This is a genomic window from Ruegeria sp. R14_0, assembly GCF_017743975.1.
GTDB lineage: Bacteria > Pseudomonadota > Alphaproteobacteria > Rhodobacterales > Rhodobacteraceae > Ruegeria.
The window spans coordinates 59,038-76,670 of record NZ_JAGHRC010000003.1; the positions used below are offsets into that span (position 1 = coordinate 59,038).

At 58.1% G+C, this 17,633-nt stretch carries 16 protein-coding genes; 5 read left to right on the forward strand and 11 right to left on the reverse strand.

Annotation, left to right across the window (positions count from 1 at the left end):
- Window positions 1-5: 5 nt before the first annotated feature.
- Together J7416_RS10050 and J7416_RS10055 are read right to left on the reverse strand one after the other, a co-directional pair.
- The gene (locus J7416_RS10050) at window positions 6-2,831 is read right to left on the reverse strand and encodes a DEAD/DEAH box helicase (protein ID WP_209224607.1); all 2,826 of its coding nucleotides are present in this window, start codon (window positions 2,829-2,831) and stop codon (window positions 6-8) included.
- 22 nt (window positions 2,832-2,853) lie between these two features.
- Entirely contained in the window at window positions 2,854-3,423 is a 570-nt protein-coding gene (locus J7416_RS10055) for a tetratricopeptide repeat protein (protein ID WP_247744232.1), read from the reverse strand.
- A 70-nt stretch (window positions 3,424-3,493) separates the two neighbouring features.
- Here J7416_RS10055 and J7416_RS10060 point away from each other — a divergent pair, with 70 nt between their 5' ends.
- The 3 genes from J7416_RS10060 to J7416_RS10070 all read left to right on the forward strand — a co-directional run bounded on the left by J7416_RS10060 (window position 3,494) and on the right by J7416_RS10070 (window position 6,652).
- Window positions 3,494-3,784, forward strand: a complete 291-nt coding sequence (locus tag J7416_RS10060) for an SCP2 sterol-binding domain-containing protein (RefSeq protein WP_170421691.1) — start codon at window positions 3,494-3,496, stop codon at window positions 3,782-3,784.
- Complete coding sequence (locus J7416_RS10065) at window positions 3,784-4,761, forward strand: alpha/beta hydrolase (RefSeq protein ID WP_209224609.1); 978 nt, start codon at window positions 3,784-3,786, stop codon at window positions 4,759-4,761. The genes J7416_RS10060 and J7416_RS10065 overlap by 1 nt, the downstream gene beginning before the upstream one ends.
- A gap of 70 nt (window positions 4,762-4,831) precedes the next feature.
- The gene (locus J7416_RS10070) at window positions 4,832-6,652 is read left to right on the forward strand and encodes a M3 family oligoendopeptidase (RefSeq protein WP_209224610.1); all 1,821 of its coding nucleotides are present in this window, start codon (window positions 4,832-4,834) and stop codon (window positions 6,650-6,652) included.
- On the opposite strand, the gene J7416_RS10075 is transcribed toward J7416_RS10070, so the two are convergent.
- From J7416_RS10075 to J7416_RS10085, 3 genes are read right to left on the reverse strand one after another with little or no spacing between them, the layout of a single operon-like run.
- Entirely contained in the window at window positions 6,649-7,539 is an 891-nt protein-coding gene (locus J7416_RS10075; RefSeq protein ID WP_209224612.1) for a DMT family transporter, read from the reverse strand. The genes J7416_RS10070 and J7416_RS10075 overlap by 4 nt on opposite strands.
- Window positions 7,540-7,552: 13 nt before the next feature.
- Window positions 7,553-7,822, reverse strand: coding sequence for a DksA/TraR family C4-type zinc finger protein (locus tag J7416_RS10080; RefSeq protein WP_209224614.1), 270 nt, complete (start codon window positions 7,820-7,822; stop codon window positions 7,553-7,555).
- 58 nt (window positions 7,823-7,880) lie between these two features.
- Window positions 7,881-8,855, reverse strand: coding sequence for a Gfo/Idh/MocA family oxidoreductase (locus J7416_RS10085; protein ID WP_209224616.1), 975 nt, complete (start codon window positions 8,853-8,855; stop codon window positions 7,881-7,883).
- 223 nt (window positions 8,856-9,078) lie between these two features.
- Here J7416_RS10085 and J7416_RS10090 point away from each other — a divergent pair, with 223 nt between their 5' ends.
- Window positions 9,079-10,149, forward strand: coding sequence for a fasciclin domain-containing protein (locus J7416_RS10090; RefSeq protein ID WP_209224617.1), 1,071 nt, complete (start codon window positions 9,079-9,081; stop codon window positions 10,147-10,149).
- A gap of 41 nt (window positions 10,150-10,190) precedes the next feature.
- On the opposite strand, the gene rpoH is transcribed toward J7416_RS10090, so the two are convergent.
- Entirely contained in the window at window positions 10,191-11,087 is an 897-nt protein-coding gene (rpoH, locus tag J7416_RS10095) for an RNA polymerase sigma factor RpoH (protein WP_209224619.1), read from the reverse strand.
- 146 nt (window positions 11,088-11,233) lie between these two features.
- On the reverse strand, window positions 11,234-12,268 hold the full coding sequence (locus J7416_RS10100; RefSeq protein WP_209224621.1) for an RluA family pseudouridine synthase: 1,035 nt from the start codon (window positions 12,266-12,268) through the stop codon (window positions 11,234-11,236).
- Here J7416_RS10100 and J7416_RS10105 point away from each other — a divergent pair.
- Entirely contained in the window at window positions 12,267-12,572 is a 306-nt protein-coding gene (locus tag J7416_RS10105) for a DUF6476 family protein (protein WP_209224623.1), read from the forward strand. The two genes, J7416_RS10100 and J7416_RS10105, sit on opposite strands and share 2 nt — an antisense overlap.
- Window positions 12,573-12,575: 3 nt before the next feature.
- Here the strand turns inward: J7416_RS10105 and J7416_RS10110 are convergent, their stop codons facing one another.
- From J7416_RS10110 to J7416_RS10125, 4 genes are all read right to left on the reverse strand, one after another.
- On the reverse strand, window positions 12,576-13,559 hold the full coding sequence (locus tag J7416_RS10110) for a hypothetical protein (protein ID WP_209224624.1): 984 nt from the start codon (window positions 13,557-13,559) through the stop codon (window positions 12,576-12,578).
- A 31-nt stretch (window positions 13,560-13,590) separates the two neighbouring features.
- Complete coding sequence (locus J7416_RS10115) at window positions 13,591-14,589, reverse strand: glycosyltransferase family 2 protein (RefSeq protein WP_209224626.1); 999 nt, start codon at window positions 14,587-14,589, stop codon at window positions 13,591-13,593.
- A 107-nt stretch (window positions 14,590-14,696) separates the two neighbouring features.
- Window positions 14,697-16,691 (reverse strand): hypothetical protein, encoded by a 1,995-nt coding sequence (locus J7416_RS10120; protein WP_209224628.1) that lies wholly within the window; start codon window positions 16,689-16,691, stop codon window positions 14,697-14,699.
- The gene (locus tag J7416_RS10125; protein WP_209224630.1) at window positions 16,688-17,632 is read right to left on the reverse strand and encodes a hypothetical protein; all 945 of its coding nucleotides are present in this window, start codon (window positions 17,630-17,632) and stop codon (window positions 16,688-16,690) included. The genes J7416_RS10120 and J7416_RS10125 overlap by 4 nt, the downstream gene beginning before the upstream one ends.
- Window position 17,633 lies beyond the last annotated feature (1 nt).

Below are 17,633 nucleotides of genomic sequence, written 5' to 3' on the forward strand. Positions count from 1 at the left end.
GGCGGTCAGTTGCCGTCTTTCAAACCCATAAGCGCTGCTGCAAACGGGTTATCGGGATCGATCGCCTTTTCCTTGCGGGGCGGGCGCGAAGAGAAGCTCTTGGCCCCTTGCGGTTTACCACCCTTCTTGCCCTGCGGCTTGCCACGACCTTCCTGCGGCTTGCCGCGCGGCTTGCCTTTGGCTTGGCCTTGCTGTTGCTCGCGACGCGGACCACGATTGGCCTGACGCTGACGACCCCAGGTGAACGTGTAGAACACTTCGACCTCGGGCTCATCCGATGCCGCATCTGCCGCAGGAGCCTCGGCTGCCGCCACGGTGCTTTCGGTGGCCTCGGCTGACGCCTCGGCGGGTGCTGCGACCTCCTCCGCAGCGTTTTCTGCTGCCGCGGCTCCTTCCGCAGCCGGTTGCTCGGTCGCGTCGGGTGCTGGGTTTTCGGCCTCAACCGGAGTGGCCTTGACCTTTTCACGCTCACCACGCTCGGCCTTGTAACCAAGGCCCTGCATCAGGTCTGCAAACTGTTCCAGCGTCATGCCAGTGATCGACAGCATATCGGGCTTGGCTTCGAACCCGCCGCGGCTGTCTTCGGCGCGCAGCATGTCGGCCAGACGTTCCAGCATGTCGATGCGGATCGAACGCTCACCGGCATCACGGTAGCCGCACATGGTGTCATAGCCCTGCGGCGCGTCTTTGGCGACGGGCACGGTGACCAGACCCGGAGGCGGTGCTTCAGGGAATTCCTGCAAGCCTTGCGCCAGAGCCCACAGAACCAGGCGCAGACGCGTTGGGGCGGGCTTCAGCAGTATCGGCATGAATATGGTGAACTGGCCGAACCGGATGCCGTGCTTGCGCAGCGCACCACGGGCGTCCTGATCCAGATCCTTGACCTCTTGCGCGACGCCAGCACGGGGCAAGACACCCAGCGCTTCGACCATGCGGAAGGCAAAACCCTTGGCCAGTCCCGACAGCTCTTCGTCGCGGGACAGGTTCAGCAGCGGCTCGAACAGCGCGGCGACCTTACGGTCGATGAAGTGCTGCAAACGGCGTTGCACTTTCTGTTCGACATCAGGGCCAGCGGCCTCATCCACAAAAACTTCGACCATCGGCTTGAGCGGCTCTGCCCCGGCAACCAATTTGCCGACGGCGTATTCGCCCCACATCAAACCACCCTGATCCGTGAAATCAATTTCGGTATCGGGCGCATTGTAGAAGCGGTCTGCACGCAGATGGAATTGCGGTGCGAGTGCTTGCAGGGACGCCGATTTCAGGGCTTTCGCCTCGGTTCCTTGCGCGGCTTTGTCCGGAATGAACCGGAACCCTTCCAAACGACCGACGAATTCGCCTTCGACGGTCACTTCACCCTTGTCATTTACTTCGGCCAAAAGGGCCTCCTTCTGTTTGAGCCGGCGCAGCAACACAGATGTGCGCCGGTCCACAAATCTCTGAGTCAAACGATCGTGAAGAGCGTCTGACAGCCTGTCTTCTACAGTGCGCGTTTCCTCACGCCAATGCGATTCGTCACGGACCCAGCCGTTTCGTTGCGCAACATATGTCCAAGTGCGAATATATGCCAACCTTTTGGACAGTGCATCAATGTCTCCATCGACTTTGTCGATTCGACGAATCTGTCGCGCCATAAAGTCATCTGGGATTGAGCCGCGCTCGTGCAGGTGCCCGTAGATCACCTCGAGCAGGCTTGCGTGTTCGGCGTGGCTGATGCCGCGAAAATCTGGGATTCGGCAAACATCCCACAGCAAACGGACGGATTGACCGTCGCTGGCCCGGGCCATGACCTCGGTCACTTGCGACAGCGATTTCAGCGCATTCAGGTCATCCGCCGGGCGCGCCTTGATCAGGTGTTCGCTGTCAGGGCTGACCTCAAGCGAGGCGATGAGCGCCTCAATCGAGCCAAAGCGCAAGGCAGCATTCCGCCAGTTCAGCTTTTTCATCGGCGTGAACCGGCTGTCCATGATCGCCTGCGCGACGCCGTCATCCAAAGGCGGGGCCTCTCCGGTCACACCGAACGTGCCATCCGACATGCCGCGCCCTGCACGACCGGCGATCTGAGCCAGTTCGTTCGGGGCCAGCGGGCGCATCCGACGACCGTCAAACTTACTCAGCGAGGAAAACGCGACATGGTTCACATCCAGGTTCAGGCCCATGCCGATAGCGTCGGTGGCAACCAGATAATCGACCTCGCCATTCTGATACAGATCCACCTGAGCGTTCCGCGTGCGCGGGCTGAGCGCGCCCATTACGACCGCGGCCCCCCCTTTTTGACGGCGCAACAGTTCAGCGATGGCATAAACGTTGTCGACCGAGAAGCCGACGATGGCGCTGCGGGCTGGCATGCGGCTGATCTTTTTGGACCCCGCATACACCAGCTGTGACATCCGCTCGCGCCGGATGAACTGCACTTCGGGCACAAGGGCCGCGATAGGCCCGCGCATGGTGTCAGAACCCAAGAACAACGTCTCATTGGTTCCACGCGAGCGCAGCAGGCGATCGGTGAACACATGGCCTCGTTCGGGGTCAGCGCATAACTGAATTTCGTCGATAGCCACGAAGTGCGCGCCCATACCTTCGGGCATCGCTTCGACAGTGCAGACCCAATACTGGGCGCGCGGCGGGACGATCCGTTCTTCGCCTGTTACCAGCGCTACAACAGAAGGGCCCCGGATCGCGACGATCTTGTCATAGATCTCGCGCGCCAGCAGACGCAGCGGCAGACCGATCACACCTGTTCGGTGGCCCAGCATCCGCTCGATCGCGTAATGAGTTTTACCTGTGTTTGTCGGGCCAAGTACGGCCACGATTCGGGATGACCCGCTCACCTTTGCCCCCTGCCCCAGTTTTTCAGAGGGCCGAGCCCTCGACCCGAGGCTTCAGTCGATTCACGGCATTGGTTACTTCTTCGTGGTGGGGATGTATAGCCAAAGCGCGTTCATAAGCTTGCAGCGCCTTGTCGGGTTGATCGATGATCTCAAAAATCAGCCCCAATCCGTAGACCGCCTCGTAATTGTTCGGGTTCAGCGTTAGCGCATGCTCTAGATCTGCGGCGGCCATACCAAAGCGATCCATCCCGAAAAAGGCAGAGGCGCGCACGTGCCAGCCTTCGGCAAACTGCGGGGCGTGATCCGTCAGCGCTGTCAGGTGTTCGATTGCAGCCCGCGCGTCGCCATCATCCAATGCCTCGCGCCCGCGCTCTAACAACAAATCAGCCGAGGCCGAGCCCGACTGCGCCCACAGGGCCTTGAGCTGGCGGTCTATGTTGACCGCCTGTTCGGGGGTTGCCTGCGACAATTGCTGCAATAGCTCTGCTTCATCCCGGGAATCCGCTGTCTGAGCAGACAAAGGCAGGGAAAACGTGACTAGAAGCGCTGTTGCCGCGACGATACCTTTGAGATTGGTGCTTGCAATGCTCATAACAGTGTTCAGTGTAGCGCAGCGCCCGTGGATGTCCATTCCCGGCGCACACAACATAGTGAGGAGAATCATGAGCGACACTCTGGAAAAAGCCGCAGCCGCATTGAACGAAAAACTGTCGGGCGGAGATTTTAGCGCGTCGGCAAAATTTGCTATCGCCGATCTGGGCTCGATCGTTCTGGACGCAAGCGGTGCCCGCGTCAGCGACGAAGACGCCGACGTCACCATGAGCGCGGATGCAGACACATTCGAACAAATCCTCAGCGGTGAGTTGAACCCCACCGGTGCGTTCATGTCTGGCAAGCTGACTGTGGACGGCGACATGGGCGTTGCCATGCAACTGGCATCGGCGCTGGCCTGATGGAATTGTCGCCGGCCCCTTTCTTTGCAGACATGGCCGGCGTCCCCGCCGGTGGTGAGGCCCATTGGCTGAACACGGCGGACAACATACGCATTCGGGTCGGCCACTGGCTGCCCGAAGGCGACGCCTGCGGTACGGTGATGATGTTCCCCGGCCGCACGGAATATATCGAAAAATACGGCGATTGCGCCGCCGAGTTCACCGGCCGCGGCTTTGCCTTTCTGGCGGTTGACTGGCGCGGTCAGGGCTTGGCGGACCGGTTGCTGGATGATGTGCGTGTCGGGCACGTGGATCAGTTCACGGATTATCAACATGACGTCCAGGCCACGCTGGATCTGGCGGCGGACCTGAACCTGCCCAAACCCTGGTTCGTGATTGGCCATTCCATGGGCGGCGCGATTGGTTTGCGCGCAACGCTGGAGAAAGACTGTTTCGCAGCTTGCGCGTTTACCGGACCAATGTGGGGTATTTTCTTTACGCCACTTATGAAACCGCTCAGCCGCTTGACCGCCTATTGGGGGCCACGGATTGGATTGGGGGAAAAAACTCCGCCGACAACCTCTCTGGAAAGCTACGTCGCGTCGCAGCCTTTCGAGGGGAACGTGCTGACTCGCGATCCTGCCATGTTCCAGATGATGAAGGACCAACTGGCCGCGCATCCCGAACTGGCCCTTGCCGCACCTTCAACGATTTGGCTGCGTGAAGCACTGGATGAATGCGCATGGCTTATGGAGCAGACCGCCCCCGATACGCCCTGCCTGACCTTCCTTGGTAGCCACGAACAGATCGTGGATCGCAAAGCCATCCGCGCCCGCATGGCGAACTGGCCCAATGGCACTCTGGTTGAAATCCCGGATGGTGAGCATGAAGTGCTGATGGAGGCGCCAGATGTGCGTGGCCCGGTCTTTGACCAGTTGGCCGCGCATTTCAAAGCTGCGCAGCCCGATACTGCGCAGGAACCGGTCCTGTCGTCTTAAGCCAAGCACGGCTTGTGATCCCCGCGCCGCGCGCCTAGATGTTGGCGAAAGCTGTTATTCGAGGTGATCCATGCGCGACCTTCCCTTTCCCGTCCGTGACGCAAATGCCGTCGGCGGTGCCGATAATCTTGGCAATCTGCCCGAGTGGGATCTGACCGATCTCTATACGTCAGCGGACGCACCGGAACTGTCCCGAGATCTGGAGTGGCTGGAACAGGAATGCGCCGCGTTTGCCGCAGACTACGAAGGCAAGCTGGCCGATCTGGATGCGGCGGGCTTGCTGAACTGCGTCCAGCGCAACGAGAAAATCAACGCTATCGCGGGCCGGATCATGTCTTTCGCCGGTCTGCGCTATTACCAGCTGACGACCGATGCCGAGCGCGCCAAGTTCCTGTCGGACATGCAGGAAAAGATCACCATCTTCACCACCCCGCTGGTGTTTTTCACGTTGGAGATCAACCGCATCGACGATGACGCATTGAAAGCGCATTTTGAGGCAAATGCCGATCTGGCCCGATACGAACCCGTGTTCCGCCGCATCCGCGCGATGAAGCCTTACCAGCTGTCTGATGAGCTTGAGAAATTCCTGCACGATCTGGGCGTCGTCGGTGACGCCTGGGAGCGTCTGTTTGATGAGACCATCGCAGGTCTGACCTTCACCGTGGACGGTGAAGAGCTGAATATCGAAGGCACCCTGAACCTGCTGACTGAGCAGGATCGCACCAAACGCGAGGCTGCGTCGCGCGAGCTGGCCAACGTGTTTCAGGACAACATCAAAACCTTTGCCCGCGTCCACAACACGCAGGCCAAGGAAAAGGAAATCATCGACCGCTGGCGCAACATGCCAACCGCTCAGACTGGCCGCCACCTGTCGAACGATGTCGAGCCAGAGGTGGTCGAAGCCCTGCGCGAAGCCGTCGTGGCCGCCTACCCCAAGCTCAGCCATCGCTATTATGAGCTGAAGCGCAAATGGCTGGGTCTGGACGTTATGCAGGTCTGGGACCGCAACGCCCCCTTGCCGATGGAAGACACCCGCATTGTCGGCTGGGATGAGGCCGAAAAAACGGTGATGGACGCCTATAACGCGTTCGACCCGCGCATGGGTGAAATCGCAGCGCCGTTTTTCAACAAAGGCTGGATCGACGCGGCGGTGAAGCCGGGCAAGGCCCCGGGCGCATTCGCGCATCCGACCGTGACCGAGGTGCACCCCTACGTCATGCTCAACTATCTGGGCAAGCCGCGCGATGTGATGACCCTGGCGCATGAGCTGGGCCACGGCGTCCACCAGGTGCTGGCCGCCGATCAGGGTGAGATGCTGTCTTCAACCCCGCTGACGCTGGCCGAGACTGCCTCGGTCTTTGGCGAGATGCTGACCTTCCGCAAAATGCTGGATCAGGCCGAAACGCCAGAACAGCGCAAAGTGCTGCTGGCCGGTAAGGTCGAGGATATGATCAACACGGTCGTCCGCCAGATTGCCTTCTACGACTTCGAATGCAAACTGCACGCCGCCCGCCGCGAAGGCGAGCTGACCCCGGACGACATCAACGCACTGTGGATGAGCGTCCAGGCCGAAAGCCTTGGCCCCGCATTCGAATTCATGGAGGGATACGAGACCTTCTGGGCGTATATCCCGCACTTCGTCCACTCGCCCTTCTACGTTTATGCCTATGCCTTCGGCGACGGTTTGGTGAACGCGCTCTATTCCGTTTACGCAAGTGGGTCCGAGGGTTTCGAGGACAAGTATTTCGAGATGCTGCGCGCCGGTGGGTCAAAGCACCACAAAGAACTGCTGGAACCGTTCGGACTGGACGCAAGCGATCCGAAGTTCTGGGACAAGGGCCTTTCAATGATTTCCGGCTTCATCGACGAACTGGAAGCGATGGAAGACTAATCACTTTTGGCTTTGGTCGTCAGAAACACGGCGGCCACGATAAGCACTCCCCCAAGGGCCGCGATTGGTGTGATTGCGGCCCCTAGGAACAAGGCCGAATTGATGAACGTGAACACCACGGATGCGGCAAACATTAACGTGGCCGTCAGTGTGGAGACCCGCGCCGCAGCCTCGTACCACAGGTAATAGGCCAATGCGGTCGGCAGCACCCCCAGCAAGACCAGGAATACGACGTCATTGGTCGTTGGCACCTGCAACGAAAAGGCGGCCAATGGGAACAGCAGCAGCCCTGAGCACAGGAAAATCCCAAACAGGAAATTCAAGCGCTCTCCGGTCGATTCTGAATTCCGCATCGCCCGGCTGCTCGAGATCAGAAAGACGGCCCAGCTGAGGCCCGCGCCGATTTCCAGAAGGTCACCGAACAGAGGGTCTCCACCACCTTGAAAGTCCTGATAAACCGTTAGGAAAACGCCAAAAATCGCCAAAGCTGTCGCCAGAACATCCGTACGAGTGACAGGCGTGTTCGCAAAGAAATAGAGGAACACCAAAACAAAAAACGGTGCGGTATTTTCAAGCACCATGGCGTTGGCTGCACCGGTGTATTCAAGCCCGATATGGAACAGAATATAGTTTACAACCGTCGACAAAGCGGCCAGCCGAAAGTTCCAATCGCCCAGTCGGATCGACACGGACACCCGCAAGAACCGCAGTATGCAATAGATCGCAAGCGCCGCGATGAACAGGCGGATTACGGCAATCTGCAAGCCGCCAAGATCACTGGTCAGATAGCGAACGATTACGCTGTGCGTGCCCCAGAGGAACGCTGCCAAAAACCCAAGAACCAGCCCATTCTGAAAAAGCGGCTGCTTCTCTTTGGTTTGAGGCACCCTCTCGCCCTGCCTATTTCAGCTGACTGTCTTTGGACCCGCGGCGGTTAAAGCCAGACCGGGCCTTGAAGGTCCCGTCCCGCTCTTGCTGGCAATCGAGGCACAATTTCACACCTGGCAAAGCCATGCGCCGCTTCTCAGGGATCGGCTCTTCGCATTCGGCGCAATGGGTCAGACTTTCCCCAACAGGCCGCTTTTGCGCCTGCATCCGGGCCAGTTCGTCCGAAATGGACGCTTCGATCTGTTCACTTACCGCGCCATCGCGCGCCCAGCCGCCTGCCATCGTCTCCCTCCTGATCGGGTGGCGACCAGAGTATCCGAGCCCAACGCCACGTGGCAAGTCAGAGCGAAACAGCCCCTTCAAACACTTGATCAATCATCGCCTGCGTCCCGCGCGAGAACTCCAGCGGACAGGGATAGTCCGCTCCATCACGGACTGACCTGCTGAATGCTTCGACCTGCAGTTTATAGTGATCGTCGCCGGGAAAACGAGTGACCTGAACTTCAAGGCCCGGTCGGTGGAGTTCGACACGCGCTTCGCCAAACACACGCGCGTTGAAGGGTGCGGTCAGACGAATTACGCCGCCTTCGCCGTGGAACACCATTTCCTGATGCGGGTGCATACGGATCGAAACATAGCTGGAATAAGTGAAATCCGGGAACTGGGCGCGGATTTCGGTGAAGGCATCAACGCCATTTTCCCACCGGATTGCGGATTGCACAGAAACAGGTTCCTGCCCGGTCGCGAACCGTGCGCTGCCGATGACATAGACGCCAATGTCCCGCAGCCCTCCGCCACCGGTTTCGGCCCGGTTGCGGATGTTTTCGGTATCCGCGCGGTTGTCAAAGCTGAAGGCGCCAGTGACATGCACCAGCTTACCGATTGCGCCATCCGCGATCAGCTGACGCACAAACTGCCACTGAGGATGGTGCACGATCATATAGGCCTCAGCCGCGAGCAAGCCGGTCTGATCCCTCTTTTCGATCAGGGTATCGAACTCGGACGCCGTCATAGTCATCGGCTTTTCGCACAGCACATGTTTCCCGGCATCAAGCGCCTTGAGGCTCCATTCGACATGCATGTGATTGGGCAACGGGATGTAGACCGCCTCGATCTTGGGGTCCGCCAGCAGCGCCTCATAGCTGCCGTATAGCGTCAGGTCAGGGCAATACTGCTGGAAAGGCTCCGCCTTGGCGGGATCGGACGTCGCCAGCCCCGCCAGCCGGGCCCCGGCCGCGGCGTGAATGGCCGGTGCCATGTATTGACGTGCGAATTTCGCGGCGCCCAAGACGCCCCATTGTACCGGTTGCTGCATAACCACTCGTTCCCTTGATGTTTGCGGTAACTGTAACAATGAAACAGGACAGAGTCAGGCCTTTCATCGGGCTACAAACTCGCGGACACAATCAATTTCCTGAATTTCTTGATCCGCCTCATTGTCTCCTGCGTAGCAACTATGTCATCGGGCAAGAGGCATTGTTTTACGCCCTCACGCCCGAACAGGATATTGCAACAAACTGGGTGGGAGAGAACCAGACATGCAAGTACCAACAGAGACTATCACCGGCACCGTCTTGTTGAGCGGAGCCATAGGATCGTTCGACACAAAAAACTCAGACTTTGACATTCTGCGCGAAGCAGTCATAGCCGCGAAACTGGATGGCGTACTGGACAAACCAGAGGCTGGTCTGACTGTTTTTGCTCCGACCGACGCAGCCTTTATCGGCCTTGCGCAAGAATTGGGTTACACCGGTTCGGATGAAGAAGGTGCGCTGGGTCACATCGTCAAAGCTTTGACCCTGTTGGGCGGCGGCGACCCTATTCCGCTTTTGACCGAAATCCTGAAATATCACGTGGTTGAAGGCGAGTTTGATCTGGCAGCGGTTGCCGGGTTCGGCAATGGTGCACAAATCGGCACGCTGCAAGGATCATCGGTTGAGCTGAACCTGGATACCACACCACCCAGCTTGGGCGATGCCGATGACGGCATTGTTGACCCGAATATCATTCTTACGGACGTGGGCGCAACGAACGGGATTATCCACGTATTGGACGGTGTTTTGCTGCCGATCTCGGTGACGGATATTCTGAACCAGAAGAACACCGACTTCATCCTCGGCGATGACTCGGACGAGTTCTATTTCACCGGTCGCGGTCAGGACTTTGTGCATGGTGGAGGCGGTCGCGACGTCATCAACACCGGAAAAGGCAACGATGTGGCCCTCGGCGGTGCCGGAGATGACGTGCTTTTTGGTGGGCGTGGCAAAGATACCCTGCGCGGTGACGAAGGCGACGATACGATCTTTGGCGGCAGAGGGTCCGACGTAATTGACGGCGGGGCCGATGATGACATCCTGTTCGGGGGTCGCGGCAAGGATAGTTTTGTCTTCGAGAATGGTGACGGAGACGACCTGATCCTCGATTTCCAGGTCGGCAAGGACAAAATCGACCTATCCGATTACAAGGGAATAGCCGGGTTCGAGGATATCCAGGACGATATCTCGGGCGGCTTCTTCCGAACGACGATTGATCTGGGCGACGGAGACAGCATTGTCTTGGCGGGCGTGTGGCCCGGACAGCTGACCGAAGACAGCTTCATGTTCGCCTAAAGCAGTTCAGCCCGCCATATCGGCGGGCTGACCTTTGAAAGTTAGACGGTGCCCAGCATGCCCTTTTCACGCGCCAGTTCACGCATCTTTTTCTGCAGTTTCTCGAAGGCACGCACCTCGATCTGCCGGATACGTTCGCGGCTGACGTTGTACTGGGTGCTGAGGTCCTCGAGCGTTACAGCCTGATCCATCAGGCGGCGCTGCGTAAGGATGTCCTTTTCCCGATCATTCAGGACGTCCAGAGCAGCCGCCAGAAGCTCGCGCCGGGCGTCCAGCTCGTCGCGGGCTTCGTAATCGCCAGCCTGGTCGGCATCTTCATCCTCAAGCCAGTCCTGCCACTGCATGGTGCCCTCGCCCTCGGACCCGACGGTCGCGTTCAGCGAGGCATCACCACCGGACATCCGGCGGTTCATGCTGATGACTTCTTCCTCGGTCACGCCCAAATCATTCGCGATCTGTTTGACGTTCTCGGGACGCAGGTCGCCTTCTTCCAAAGCACCAATACGAGCCTTGGCCTTGCGCAGGTTAAAGAACAACTTTTTCTGCGCCGAGGTTGTGCCCAGTTTCACCAGAGACCAGGACCGCAGGATATATTCCTGGATCGAGGCGCGGATCCACCACATCGCATAGGTTGCCAACCGGAAGCCTTTTTCCGGATCAAAGCGTTTGACTGCCTGCATCAGGCCCACATTGGCTTCGGAAATCACCTCGGCCTGCGGCAAGCCATAGCCGCGATAGCCCATGGCGATCTTGGCCGCCAGACGCAGGTGCGACGTGACCATTTTATGTGCGGCCTCAGTGTCTTGCTCTTCGACCCAGCGCTTGGCCAGCATGTACTCTTCTTCCGGCTCCAGCAGAGGAAATTTGCGAATTTCCTGCATATAGCGGTTCAGGCCGCCCTCGGGCGTCGGCGCGGGGAGATTTGCGTAATTTGCCATAATTCATGTCCCTCCGACAAATGTTTACATTGTTAACATGGGATATGGGTACAGCTCCCATTCCATTCAAGAGGTACCGTTAACAGTTTGAAATTAACGATTGATAAAGGAAAGCTAAGAACGCGTTACTCACATAGGTTTGTGTATTATGTCAGCGGTGCGCGCAGCTGTTCAATCAGATTTTCCATGTCTGCGGGCAAATCTGCCTCAAATCGCAGGGTTTGACCCGTTACAGGGTGCTCAAACCCCAAAACTGCAGCATGTAGTGCCTGACGTGGAAAGTTGCGGACAGCTTCGGCTGCGGCCGGGCTGAATGCTTTTGCGGCGAGTTTTCGCTTGCCCCCGTAGACCGGATCACCGACCAACCCGTGCCCGGCGTGGGCCATATGCACGCGGATCTGATGTGTGCGACCAGTTTCGAGCCAACATTCAACCAGGGCAATGCCGGCCGGATTGCCAAAGGTTTCGACAAGTCGCGCACGCGTTACGGCATGACGACCGCCGTGAAACAGAACCGCTTGTTTTTGCCGATCGGTCTTGTGCCGCGCCAGCTGCGTGGTCAGGCGCATGATGTTGCCGGGCTCAAAGCTGACGCCCTTTATCCCGCGCAGACGCGGATCATTCGCATCCGGCACGCCATAGCAGATCGCACGGTAGTAGCGCTCGACACTGTGCGCCTCGAACTGAGCGGCCAAACCGTGATGGGCCGCGTCCGATTTGGCGACCACCAGCAAGCCGCTGGTTTCCTTGTCGATACGGTGCACGATGCCTGGGCGCTTCACGCCCCCCACCCCTGAAAGATCGTCACCGCAGTGATGCAACAACGCATTGACCAAAGTGCCGTTGGGCGATCCGGGCGCAGGGTGCACGACCATGCCCGCCGGTTTGTTGATCACGATCAGCTCCGCATCCTCGAAAACGACGTCCAGCGGGATGTCTTCCGGGCCGATATGGCTTTCCTCGGCCTCGGCGACAGTGATCGCGACCGAGGCACCCTCGGTCACCTTCGCTTTGGGGTCGCGGATAACCGCACCACTGATGACGACGGCACCATCTTCGATCAACCGGGTCAGCCGGGTGCGGGACAGGTTTTCATCCGCTGGCACATCCCGCGAAAGCGCCTTATCAAGACGGGGCGGCGGATCGGCCGCGATCTGAAACTCAATCTGACGGGTGCCCATGACTGTCCCTTCCGAACCCCAAGAACCGCAGGAAACACCGCAGCTTCGACTGTTGCGGCGCATGGTCATGCTGCTGACCGCGGTGATGATTGGCGGGGTTCTAGTGACATTCGCGCTGATTGTCATCCGGCTATCGGACCGTACGCCCACCCTGCCCGATCAAGTTGAACTGCCCGACGGTGCAAAAGCGCAGGCGGTGACGATCGGAAACAACTGGTATGCCGTGGTTACCGACGACAACCGCATTCTGATCTTTGACAAAACGACCGGGAAGCAGCGACAGGAAATCACTGTACAGGAATAGCGCCTATTGGCTTAACGCCATCCGAAACACGATCTCGGATGCCTGGCGCAAGGCCTCATATTCCTCGGCAGTATCCCTACGGAAAAGCTTGTCCTCTTCGCTGAGCTGTTTCGGTGCGAACAACTCAGCCCGGTCGGGAAAGAACTCCTGCTGGAATGCCACGTCATGCTTGGCCAGATACTCGTCCAGCCAGGCGCGCTCATCCGGTTCCAGTACATCATTGCGACGCAGCATTGCCGGGTCGTCCACGACCATGCGGCGCAATTGACGGCTTTTTTGCCGCCCAAGCGCACGCGCGACGATTCCAAAGGCCTCACTGGCGGCGCGGGACTGGGACGGGTTTGATGTCGCTTCCGGGGACTGCCCTTCGGCCAAGGGCGTGCCGATCCGGGACAGCACATCATCAACTACATTGCCCCGCACCATGTCCGAGCGTTCATACAAAAGCGGCACAATCGTAACCCCGGGAAAGGCTGTTCGTATCTGCGCCAGTTTTGCGGAAAAGCTCAGCCTTTCGGGCTGTTCGCGGATCTGATCAAGCTGGGCGCGAATAAACTCACTCGCACCGCCCGGCAAACGCCCGTTCTTGGCGCGCTGCTTGTAGTCCGCTTCAAGAAAATCCGAATAGCGGCGGCAGTAAAACGTGATCCGAAGCGCCCTAGACGGGATGTCGGTGAACACTTCGGCCAAACGAGTCAAATCGCAGGAATAGAACATCTCGGATGAGACCAGACAGGTTCGGTCCGAAAACTCATCAAACTCGCTGGTCATCGCCGCGCGAAACGGGTCCATAGGTCCGGCGTTTCGGTTGATGTGAAACGCAACGATATTGTGGCTCAAGGCCGGACGCTGGCTGCCTTCCAACCGGCGTCGGCCCGCCTCCATGTAACGCAGACCGATTTCGTCCAGAAGCGCACCGTTGCTGCGCAGAAACCCCTGCAGGGCAGTCGTGCCGGTTTTTGGCATTCCCATATGCAGCCAAAGCATCTGGTTGCTCCTGTAACTGAGTAGCGCCGCGCTAGGCCCGTTGGCCTGTCGTGAAACCAGCAGTCATCTGTTGCATCAAATCCTGCATTTCGGGCAGTTCGCGCAGTTGTTCGATTTGCTGGCGGTGCAAATCGCACGAGGCGTGGTGCAGACGGGCGACCTCGGAATCGCGCAACATGTCGTAGAAATGCTCTCGCTTACGCTCCAGAACCGCATCGATAGAGGTGTTCGTTTCGGCGTTGTGATTCATCATGTTCCAGTATTCCAAACCAAGACTTTCGCCCAGATGGTGGGCACGGCCACGCATCTTTTTGACCAGATAGCTTTCGCAGGACTTCAGCGCATAGTGGTTAACCTGCACGAACTCGTACCCGACAGAGTCGCGCGCCGAACGCCAGCTTCTGTCGAAATAGCGCTCGGGCATAAGCTGGCCTGATCCGTTGTACCAGTGACAGTCCTCCATGGTGTCGACGGTGGGACGTTTGGGGCGGTGAACACCCAATACATCCCAAATCCCGCGTTGGAACATGGTTTTGAAACCCCAGGCCTGTGGTGGGCGAAACACCTGTTCTGGCGCGGCTTGCCGGAATTGTTCGGACAGGAACCGGTCTTCATACCGAACAACGCCAGCATTTCCGAACAGTCGCCATGTCATGGAAATCGTCTTAGCATCTGGGATGGCATCCGTCAGAGCCCGCATCGTGTGGTCGCCGGTTTTAACGTTGATGTGCTCATCCGCATCAATCACGATGACCCAATCCTGCGGGCGTGCAACGTCCATTTTCATAAAAGTTCTGTAGGCGCGCTTCTGCGGGCTGGTCTTGCGACGCGAGTTGTTATCGACGTGAGTTACAATGCCCAACTCATCCAACCGCTGCAGCAAAGCATCCGTGCCATCTGTGCAGTCGTTGGTCATGACGACCATCTGATCAATGCCTATCGCGCGGTTATGCGCCACCCATTCCAGCACAAACGGGCCTTCATTCTTCATCGGCGTGATACTGATGTATCGGGGATCCTGATCGGCCAAATTAACTGCCCTGACATTTTTTCTTGCCCGACAAAGATCGGGAGCATTCGGAATTTGCGCGTAAATTACGTTGATTTAGTGGAACTACCAAGGGGAAATCCGGGCCATCAACCTCCTGCCCGTTTCAGCTGGTTTGCAAAGCGTTTGTATGGCGGGAAAAGGTCATGTGCCTTCTTTAGGTAACGCCGGGCTTTTCCTTTCTCGCCACGTCGCAGGTGAATCTGACCGGCCATCCCCTGAATCGAGGCTGTCGCATCGTCGATGTCAGCCGCATTCAATATCTGACTCTCGCCTTGCTCGACCGCGCCTACTCTTTCCAAAAGTCGTCCCATTGCAAACATCAGGAAAGGGTTTTCAGGGTCGCAGGCCAGTGCCTCTGCCATTGACGACCGCGCTTTATCGGAGTCTCCGGAAAGCTCGAACAGGTCCGCCAAACGCTTATGATACAATGGGTTATCGGGGCAAGCTGACCGGATGTTTCGGGCTTGGTCAATCGCTGCCGAAACCGACAGATCCCCCAGATGCGTCCGCAACATGGTTTCCAGGCTTTGGCGTCTTGGGTCATCGTCCGAGATGTCTTTGGCCTGAGCCACACCATCCAACAGCGTGTGCATCCTGGCGTGGTCCGCAAACAGGCGTTTCGCCTTTTGATCCAGTGCCAATTCCGACCAGTCGACAAGAACCATGTCAAAATTGCAGGGCACCCGAACAACAACTTTCAGCTGAACCAGGTAGAGGCTGTTGAATGGCGGAAACCGCCGACGCCGGACAAATCTTTGCAACCCCCAATCCACCGGCGGAAACAGACGGAACGGCAGTTGATCACGGTACACCATTCGTGACCCAAGCACGATCACATCCGGCCGCAAAGGCTTTGCCCAAAATGATCGGGCAAAATGCCGACCAGCCGACCAACGCTTTTTTTGCGCCCCCAAGGCTGCGGCCATCACGGCGCACAATACCGCATAGTCTTCGGGCCACAGATTTTCATTCTCAAGCCCGGCTTTTGCCAGTTCTGCGCTTTCTTTCCATTTTGAAAGGTACAGACAATTGATCGCCTGCAGCAGTGGTAGGAAAGCATTGTCCGCATCAGTCGCGAGAATGGGCTTTGCCAAATCATAGGCCTGATCACACCGATCCTGAGCGCCCAGATACTGATTTGCTTTTGCATACAAATGGGCCGCTTCCGACGCGTTTAAGAATGCGGTCGGTCCTTGCGCGACGCGATCAATCACTCGTTCCGTTGCTGTGACGATCTCCGGCTCGGTCAATACGTCCCGGAAAACCAACCTTTGCCTGCCGGAAATGCGTGCGGCAGCCATCGAAAAGGCCGAGATATACGGCGCAATCACCTGATCTGCGCGGGACATCGTATAAAGTTCAAGAAAGTCCCGTTTTGCGCGTGTCATGCCAGAGACGTCGGCAATGTCCGACATCTTCAACAGCTTCGGGAACCGTTTCTGAAACCGCGCGATCAGCTCAGGTTGGTCCGAGAACATGATGGCCGTCTTGTCGGCGTTTTTCTCAAGGTGCGCCTCGTACAGCTCTTCGGGTTCGATCTTGGCAGGCCATGTCGTATGCTTCCACGGCAACCCGTTGAGGATATCGCCACGCCGGATGTGATAGGCCGAAACGCCCTGCCCGGACAGTTTGGCATCCGCGCGTTCCATAATGGCGCGTATTTCGTCCGTGAACCCGACCTGATGGATAAAGTCACGATACCGCGGACGGATGGCTTCGATGTCTTCCCATGGGAAGGCCAGAACCTCGAACCCTTCTTCCACGATAACCGATCTGCCCGCGTTCAAATGGGCGATCAGACGGTCGGGCGAGGTGTCGTTTTGAAAGGACCAGATCGGCAGGGCATTCTGCGTCAGCTTGCCGAACTCCTTCTGGCTCAGAAAATGATCGTCCATCCAGGTTTGGGTAAACAATTCCTGCGGTTGATCCAGCTCGGGCGCGTCAGCGCCCTGCGGAAACCAATTCACTCGGTAAGTCGTCCCAAAATCTTCGGCCAGACGGATACAGGTCAGCATCATCAGCAACCGCGCGCCCATGCGGTCCTTGCGCTGACCAATGAATACGCCCTTTTTGGATGTCATTGGCTGTCCTTCGCGGCCTCGGCTGCGGCTTGGCGCCTTAACCTGCGAAATCTCTGCCGAGCCCGCTGAACCAATGCCGGGTGCCGTTCGCTGCCCATGGCCTCGATCCCGCGCATAAAGAGAGGCAGGCGTCGGCGTGCACGCATCAACCGGTAGAACTCGGTCGCATCCAGCGTACCGTCCATCGCGCCCAGCATCACGGGTTTCAGAATATCAAGCTTACGCAGCATAGGCGCCGCAAAGTGGTTCGAAAACCAGGTCTTGAGCAAAACAACGTTGTCGCCCTGCAGGCGCTGGACCTGTTGCCGGTCCAGATCAAAGAACGGGTCATAGAACACATAAGCCTTCCCCGCAGCCTGTACGGTCTGTGCCGCGTCGCTTGCGGGCAGATCCCAATTCTGAACGCGGCCAAAGCGATAACGCGTCTCCCACGGGACCAGCCGTTCATCCAGCGTTGTCTGCGGGTTGAATGCGATCACATTTGCCCCGGGAACATGGGCAGAAAAGGTCAGTGCACCAAATCCGCCCATCGACGCACCGGCAAAAACCACCTGATCGAACCGGTCAAAGAACCCCTCGGCCACTTTGCCATCGAAATACGACAGAATTTCGGGATCGCGATACCACGCCTTGGTGCGGGCAAAGACCCCCATATGAGACCACCCTTCGTCGCGAAAGAACTTCCACCCCCAGGGCTCGCGCGCAAAGGACAGATCATTCGCGTTTGCGATGTTGTCGAAGCTGACCACTAGCCGCTTGGCGCTGCGCTGGTGGAAGAGGATCGAGTGGCGGTCCAGCTTTTGTAAAAACCCTGTGCCGTCGCCGCCAGGGTAAAGCTCGACGAACCAAGGCGGCGCAGGATCTGTCAAAATCCGCTCATAGCCCGTCTTGCGATCGGGATGTTCTGGCTGCAACTGCTCTTTCGAAAGGTCTTCGGCCATG